This window comes from Kitasatospora sp. NPDC007106 (genome assembly GCF_040634455.1).
In the GTDB taxonomy this organism is placed as follows: domain Bacteria; phylum Actinomycetota; class Actinomycetes; order Streptomycetales; family Streptomycetaceae; genus Kitasatospora; species Kitasatospora arboriphila.
On sequence record NZ_JBEYFP010000287.1, the window covers coordinates 1 to 7,188 of the forward strand.

At 75.3% G+C, this 7,188-nt stretch carries 6 protein-coding genes and 1 pseudogene; 6 read left to right on the forward strand and 1 reads right to left on the reverse strand.

The window, feature by feature from the left end; all coding sequences use genetic code 11:
* Positions 1-110: 110 nt before the first annotated feature.
* Entirely contained in the window at positions 111-932 is an 822-nt protein-coding gene (locus ABZ641_RS20985; protein WP_359983804.1) for a class I SAM-dependent methyltransferase, read from the forward strand.
* Here the strand turns inward: ABZ641_RS20985 and ABZ641_RS20990 are convergent.
* A complete protein-coding gene (locus tag ABZ641_RS20990) occupies positions 866-1,573 on the reverse strand; it encodes a TetR/AcrR family transcriptional regulator (RefSeq protein WP_344625544.1) in 708 nt (235 codons plus the stop codon). The genes ABZ641_RS20985 and ABZ641_RS20990 overlap by 67 nt on opposite strands.
* A gap of 223 nt (positions 1,574-1,796) precedes the next feature.
* Between ABZ641_RS20990 and ABZ641_RS20995 the strand changes: the two genes are divergently transcribed.
* The 5 genes and pseudogenes from ABZ641_RS20995 to ABZ641_RS21015 all read left to right on the forward strand — a co-directional run bounded on the left by ABZ641_RS20995 (position 1,797) and on the right by ABZ641_RS21015 (position 7,107).
* A complete protein-coding gene (locus ABZ641_RS20995; protein ID WP_359983813.1) occupies positions 1,797-3,251 on the forward strand; it encodes an APC family permease in 1,455 nt (484 codons plus the stop codon).
* A gap of 89 nt (positions 3,252-3,340) precedes the next feature.
* Positions 3,341-4,978: an amidohydrolase gene (locus ABZ641_RS21000; RefSeq protein WP_359983807.1), complete on the forward strand. Its 1,638-nt coding sequence runs from the start codon at positions 3,341-3,343 to the stop codon at positions 4,976-4,978.
* 119 nt (positions 4,979-5,097) lie between these two features.
* The gene (locus tag ABZ641_RS21005; RefSeq protein ID WP_359983810.1) at positions 5,098-5,595 is read left to right on the forward strand and encodes a hypothetical protein; all 498 of its coding nucleotides are present in this window, start codon (positions 5,098-5,100) and stop codon (positions 5,593-5,595) included.
* Positions 5,595-6,982, forward strand: a pseudogene (locus ABZ641_RS21010) (hypothetical protein). The gene ABZ641_RS21005 and the pseudogene ABZ641_RS21010 overlap by 1 nt, the downstream one beginning before the upstream one ends.
* The gene (locus ABZ641_RS21015) at positions 6,979-7,107 is read left to right on the forward strand and encodes a hypothetical protein (protein WP_359983816.1); all 129 of its coding nucleotides are present in this window, start codon (positions 6,979-6,981) and stop codon (positions 7,105-7,107) included. The pseudogene ABZ641_RS21010 and the gene ABZ641_RS21015 overlap by 4 nt, the downstream one beginning before the upstream one ends.
* The last annotated feature ends 81 nt before the right edge of the window (positions 7,108-7,188 follow it).

Below are 7,188 nucleotides of genomic sequence, written 5' to 3' on the forward strand. Positions count from 1 at the left end.
GGCCCTTCCGCGGGCCCGCCACGAGCCCTACGCGACCCCACCGCACCTGCCCTGACCTGGCCTTTCTTCGCCAGCGGGAGTAATCTGACGACCTGTCGGAAGGGGGCCGGATGGACCGGACCGTACGTACTGTCGATGACGTTCTCGCTCTCCTGGACGGGCTGTTCGCCAGCCGGGACGGCCGGTTGGCCACCGGGGACGGCGCGGGCTACTGGGACCGCTTCTACGCCGACCGGTCGAAGCCCGTCCCGTTCTTCGCGGACAAGCCGGACGAGAGCCTGGCCGCCCACGTCGACCGGGGGCCGATCGCTCCCGGCCGGGCCCTGGACCTCGGGTGCGGGCCGGGGCGCAACGCGGTGTTCCTGGCGTCCCGGGGGTTCGAGGTGGACGCGGTCGACCTCTCCCCCGCCGCTCTGGCGTGGGCCGGGGACCGGGCGCGGGAGGCCGGCGTCGAGGTCCGCCTCCTCTGCGGCGACGCCTTCCGGCTCGCGGGAACGGAACTGACCGGCCCGTACGAGCTGGTGGTGGACTCGGGGTGCTTCCACCATCTGCCGCCGCACCGCCGCGTGAGTTATCTGGCGCTCCTCGCCGGGGTGTTGGCGCCCGGCGGCCACCTCGCGCTGACCTGCTTCGCCGCCGGCGCGATGGGCTCGGAACTCTCCGACGCGGACCTCTACCGGGAGGGCCGGCTGGGCGGCGGCCTCGCGTACACCGCGGAGTCGCTGCGCCGGATCTTCGCGGACCTGACGGAGGTCGAGCTGCGCCGGATGAACGACGAACCGGCCGACTCGCCGCTGTTCGGCGAGGCGTTCCTGTGGACGGCGCTGTTCCGCCGCGACGCACCGGCGCACCCCGAGGGCCGGCCTCAGCCGGCGGCGGTGTCGAGGCGGGCGGCGATCGCGTCGAGGAGGAGTTCGAGCGCGGTGGGGTAGCCGCTGCGCCGCATGTCGACGGCGAGCAGGGGCGCGGTCGCCGCGATGTTGGGGTGCGTGTCGGCGGAGAGGGTGCCGTAGTTGGCGTGCCAGACGGCGAGGTCGGCGGCCTGGGCGGCCGCGGGGAGGGCGAGGGCGGCGGCGTCCAGGGCGGCGAAGCCGAGCGCCTGGTCGACGAAGGCGTGGTAGATCCGCACCGCCTCGCCGTCCGGGAGTCCGGCGGCGCGCAGCACGCCGAGGATCGCCTCGACCACCCGGACTTCGTGCTCGCGGCCGGTGGTGCGGTGCGCGGCGAGCACGGCGGCCTGCGGGTGGGCCTGGTAGCAGGCGTGGATCCGGCGGCCGATCTCCCGCAGGTCGGCACGCCAGTCCCCGGTGGCCCGGTAGCCCTGCTGGGCGCGGCCGATCATCTCGTCGGTGAGGGCGAGCATCAGGGCGTCGGAGCTGTGGAAGTAGCGGTAGATCGCGCTGGGGTCGGCGCCGAGGGCGGCGCCGAGTTTGCGCACGGTGAGGGCCTGGGCGCCCTGCTGGTCGACGAGGTGCAGGGCCGTCTCGACGATCGTCCGCTCGGAGAGCACGGTGCCCTGGCGGGTGGGGCGCCTGCGCCGGCGGCGGTCTTCCGGTACCACGCGTTCGGTCATGGCCGGGGAGCTTATGACAACAGCATTGACGTGTGAAGTGCCCGGCCGGTTTCATTCCGGCCACCGGCACAGCGCCACCGGTCACCGGCTCTGCCGGGCCTCCGGCGCCCTACCTCCCCGCCGGTCACACCCCCACAGTTGAGGCGGTACTCCCTTGGCATCACCGCTCAAGCCCTCCGGCCGCACCGCGGGCTCCCCCACCGCGGCCGCCCCCCGTACGACGATGCGCAAGTCGGTCGGCATCGAGGGCGGCGTCGTCATCGCCGCTTCGACGACCGCGGCGACCACCAGCATCGGCATCGGCCTCGGCCTGATGGCGGGCGTGGTCGGCCTGCACCTGCCGGCGCTGATGCTGCTGGCCTTCCTGCCGGTGCTCGCCATCGCGGGCGGCTACGGCCGCCTCAACCGGGTCGAGCCGAACGCGGGCAACAGCTACAGCTGGATCGGCCGCACCCTCAACCCGTGGCTGGGCTTCCTCTCCGGCTGGGTCAACATCGTGGGCACGGTCGTCTTCCTCGCCTACACCACCGCCGTGACCGGCTCCGCGGTGCTGCAACTGCTCGGTCTCGCCGGGCTGCACCGGATCGGCGGTCTCGCCCTGGACCCGGACTCCACGCTGCAGACCACCGTCATCGGGCTGACCGTGCTCGCCGCGGCCACCGCCGTCGCCGTCCGCGGGCTGGACCTCTCCGCCCGGCTGCAGAAGTACCTGCTGATCTTCGAGTACGCGGTGCTGCTGGTCTTCTGCGGATACGGCCTCTTCGCCGGCGACCAGCCGTTCTCGCTCGACTGGTACAACCCGTTCACGATCCCCTCGCTCTCCGCGCTGGCCCAGGGCATGGTGCTCGCGGTGTTCTGCTACTGGGGCTTCGAGTCGGTGTTCAGCATCGGCGAGGAGGTCCGCGACCCGCGGGACGCCTCGCGCGGCGGCTTCGTCGCGCTGACCGTCGTCATGCTGCTCTTCCTGCTCGCGGGGACGGCCTTCCAGCGGGTGCTGCCGCTCTCCGAGCTGGCCGACAACGGCGCCCAGGGGCTGACGTACTTCGGGGCGAAGCTCGCCGACCAGCCGCTGGCCGCGCTGCCGCTGGTGGCGCTGCTGTTCTCCGCCGCGGCCTCGCTGCAGGCCGGCATCATCCCCACCGCCCGCGGCATGTTCGCGATGGGCCGCGACGGCACCCTCGGCCCGGTGTGGACGCGGCTGCACCCCCGGCACGGCACCCCGGCCGTCGGCACCGTGCTGATCGCGGCGGTCGCGACCGTCCTCGCCCTGCTCTCGCCGGCCATCCCCACCGTCAGCGACCTGATCTCGGCCGCGGTCAACGCCAGCGGCATCCTGGTCGCCCTGTACTACGCGCTCACCGCGCTCGCCGCCGCGGTGCGCTTCCGCGGCCTGCTGCGCACGGCGCCGTGGGAGGGGCTGCGGGCAGTGGTGGCGCCGCTGCTGGGTGCGGTCGTGCTGCTCGCCGTCGGCGGCTACCTGGTGTGGACCTTCTGGTCCTCCGCCGACCACCTCGAACTCAGCGCCGACAACGGCTGGTTCCAGCTGCTGGTGCCCGGCCTGATGGTCGGCACCGGCCTGCTGGCGGCCGCGTGGGCGCGCTGGGTGCGCCGCTCCCCGTACTTCGACCGCCGCTCGCCGGACCCCGCCGCCGAGCCGGTCCTCGAACCGACCGTCTGATCCCGGTCCGGGCCTGCCCGCCGCAGGCCCGGACCGCACCACCCCCTCTCCACCCGCGGCGCCGCCGCCCGAGCACTGGAGCACCACCCATGGCCCAGGCCGATCTGGTCTTCACGAACGGCCCCGTCCACACCAACGACCCGGCCCGCAGCCGGGCCACCGGCCTCGCCGTCACCGCCGGGCGGATCACCGCCGTCGGCCACGACGAGGTCCGCGAACTGATCGGGCCGCGCACCCGAGTCGTGGACCTGCACGGCCGGCTGCTGATCCCCGGCTTCCAGGACGCGCACGTCCACGCGGTGTACGGCGGGACGGAGCTCGCCGAGTGCGACCTGTCCGGCACCACCGGCGTCGACGAGTACCTGCGCCGCGTCCGCGACTACGGGGCGGCCCACCCGGAGCGGGAGTGGATCACCGGCAGCGGCTGGTCGATGGAGAGCTTCGAGGGCGGCCTGCCGAGCCGGCAGTTGCTCGACTCCGTCTGCGCCGACCGCCCGGTGTTCCTGCTGAACCGGGACCACCACGGCGCCTGGGCCAACACCCGCGCCCTGGAGCTCGCCGGGCTCACCGCCGACACCCCGGACCCGGCCGACGGCCGGATCGAGCGCGAGGCCGACGGCACCCCCAGCGGCGTGCTGCAGGAGGGCGCGACCGGCCTGGTCTCGCGGCACGTCCCGCCGAGCACCGCCGCCGACCGGCTGGCCGGCCTGCTGCGCGCCCAGAAGCTGCTGCACTCGCTCGGCATCACCGGCTGGCAGGACGCCCTGCTCGGCGTCTTCAACGGCCAGCCCGACGTCTCGGACGCCTACCGGACGGCCGCCCTCGACGGCACGCTCACCGCCCGGGTCACCGGCGCCCTCTGGTGGGACCGCGGTCGCGGCGCCGAGCAGATCCCCGAACTGGAGGCGCGGCGCGAGGAGTTGAGCCGCGGCCGGTTCCGCGCCGGAGCGGTGAAGATCATGCAGGACGGCATCGCGGAGAACTTCACGGCCGCCATGACCAGCCCCTATCTCGACCGCTGCGGCTGCGCCACCGCCAACAGCGGGATCAGCTTCGTCGACCCGCTGCGGCTGCGCGAGCACGTCACCGCCCTCGACGCCCTCGACTTCCAGGTGCACTTCCACGCCCTCGGCGACCGCGCCGTGCGCGAGGCGCTGGACGCGGTCGAGGCCGCCGTCGCCGCCAACGGCCGGCGCGGCAACCGGCACCACCTCGCCCACCTCCAGGTCGTCCACCCCGACGACCTGCCGCGCTTCGCCCGGCTCGGCGCGATCGCCAACGTCCAGCCGCTGTGGGCCGCCCACGAGCCGCAGATGGACGAACTCACCATCCCCTTCCTCGGCCCCGAACGCGCCTCCTGGCAGTACCCGTTCGGCTCGCTGCTGCGCGCCGGCGCCACGCTCGCCGCGGGCAGCGACTGGCCGGTCAGCAGCCCCGACCCGATCGCCGGGCTGCACGTCGCCGTGAACCGGTCCGAGCCCGGCGCCACCGACGGCCGGGTCTTCCTGCCCGAGCAGCGCCTCGACCCGGCCACCGCCCTCGCCGCGTACACCGCCGGCTCGGCCCACGTGAACGGCCACGACGACGCCGGCAGCCTGCGCCCCGGCCACCTCGCCGACCTGGTCGTCCTGGACCGCGACATCCTCACCGCACCGCCCGCGGAGATCGCCGACGCCCGGGTCGAACGCACCTACGTCGGCGGGGAACTCGTCCACCTGGCCGGCTGACACCGGCGGCCCCCGGTGCGCCCGGCCGGCGCACCGGGGGCTGTCAGTGATCGCCACTAGCTTTCTCAGCGTCCCGCCGATCCGGCGCGGCACACCCCCGGACGCAAGGAGAAGGTGCATTGTCTGCCTGGGAGGAGTCGAGCACGGCACGCGTGGTGCCGCCCGCGCGGCCGCGCAAGCTCGCCAAGGTCCCGTTCGTCGAACTGGCCGACGGCCGGCTGCAGGGCGTGGTGTCCAGCGGCTCCGACATCGAGCGGGTCTACGTGTCCTCGGTCGCCGCCGGCGACTTCGCGTTCGCCTGCAGCACCAACAACAACCGGCCCTGCGGCGGCGCCCGCGGCTCGTTCTGCAACCACATCGGCGCGCTGATCACCGAAGCGGTGCTGCAGTACGGCGCCGGGCGGGTCGCCCGCTACCTGCGGGTCGAGGCCGCCGACGACGCGGCGGCGATCGCCGGGGCGATGCGGGCCGCCCTGCCGCCGGCCGCGGACCGGGCGGCCGCCGCCCAGGTGTTCAGCCGGTTCCTGCGCCACCTGGCGTACCTGGAACTCGCGCCGACCACCGCGCCGCTGCCCGAGATGCAGTGGTTCCCGCCGACCCGGGCGGCGGTGGCCTGATGCGCGCCGACCTGCTCACCGACCCGGTCGACGGCCTCGACGAGGCGCTCGCCGCCGTCGACGGCTTCGACCGGGTGCTCGCCGCCGGCGTGCTCCGGCCGCAGCCCGCCCAGGCCGCCGGGCTGCTCGCTCTGGCCGGGGCCGTCGCCGGCTCGCCGCTCGCCGCCCGGGTCGCCGAGGCCGCCGAGAAGACCGCCGCCGGCGTCGGGGACGAGGACCACCTCACCGCCCTGGCCGCCGCCCGCTGCGCCCTGCTCGGCTCCGTCCACGACGCGCTGACCGCGCGGATCGACGGGGCGACCGGCCGCGCCCGCACCGCCTTCCCGGCCACCGCGCCGGGGCCCCGCAGGCCGCCAACCTGCTGGCCGCCGCCCGCGCCTGGCTCGCCGACCTCGCCCGCGCCGGCTGGCAGGGCATCGACCACGACCTCGTCGCCGGGGCCGCCCCGGTGGTCAGCGCGATGCTGCCCGACCCGGCGCTGCGCCGCCTCGCCACCCTGCTGGACGGCTTCGCCGCCGAACTCGCCGCCTCCTGCCCCGGCGCCACCCTGGAGCGGGTGCCGCTGCGCCGCTGGGCCGACCTGTGGTCGCGGGCCCTGGTGCTCACCGTGCCGGGCGCGGCCGACGCGCCGCCCGCCGAGGCCGTGACGGGCCGTCTGCTGCCGCTCGGCATCGACCTGCAGGAGCATGCGACCGCCGTCCAGGCCCAGGTGCACGCCGTGCTGGAGCCCGCCGACGGCGGCACGCCGCGGCTGGTGCGCGCCTCCGTCTCCGTGCCCAAGCCGGACACGGTCGTCGGGACGGGTGTCTGGCAGCTGCTGCGCCCGCACACGGCGCTCCTCGCCGCCGTCGGCGAGGGCCGCTCGATGGAGCTCACCGACATGCCCGCGACCGCCGGGGGCGACCTGCTCTGGAGCGAGGAGCACGCCCGCCCGGGCGCCCCCGCCGACGCCTTCGGCACCGCCCGGGTCGTGCTGGCCACGGCCGAAGCCGCCGCCACCGCACCGCTGGACCGGCACCCGGCGGCCATCGCGGTGCCGGTGCTGCTGGAGGGCTACACCGTCCGGCTGGACGGCGACGCGCTGGAGTTCGTGCTCGCCGGGCAGCCGCTCGCCGTCGACACCGACCGGATCCCGGCGGCCGGCCCGCTCACCCCGGAGGCCGTCGCCGCCTCCGCCGCCTGCATCGGCCTGCTCCGCTGGGACGCCGGCCGGTACCTGCTGCAGCCGCTCGCCGTCGAGACCACCGTGCGGAAGAAGGCCGTCGCCCTGCACGCCGGGGCCTGGGCCGGCGACACCACCGACAAGCTGGGCGTCAAGGCGGAGAAGGCCGCCACCGACGCCGTCGCGGTGCTGCGCGAGCGCGCGGGAAGGCTGCTGCGGAAATGACCGAGCCGACCACCGTGCTGAACGCCGAGCCTGTTCCGGACGCGGACGAGAACCGCCGTCAGGTCCTCTACTGGCGGCTGCTCGCCCGCCTCTTCGACCCGGAGGAGCAGTCTTCGGCGCCCTGATGTCCGGCGCCGAGCCGTGGATGGTCGACATCCTCACCCAGTACGGCGAGCGCATGGGCACCGCCTTCCAGCTCGCCGACG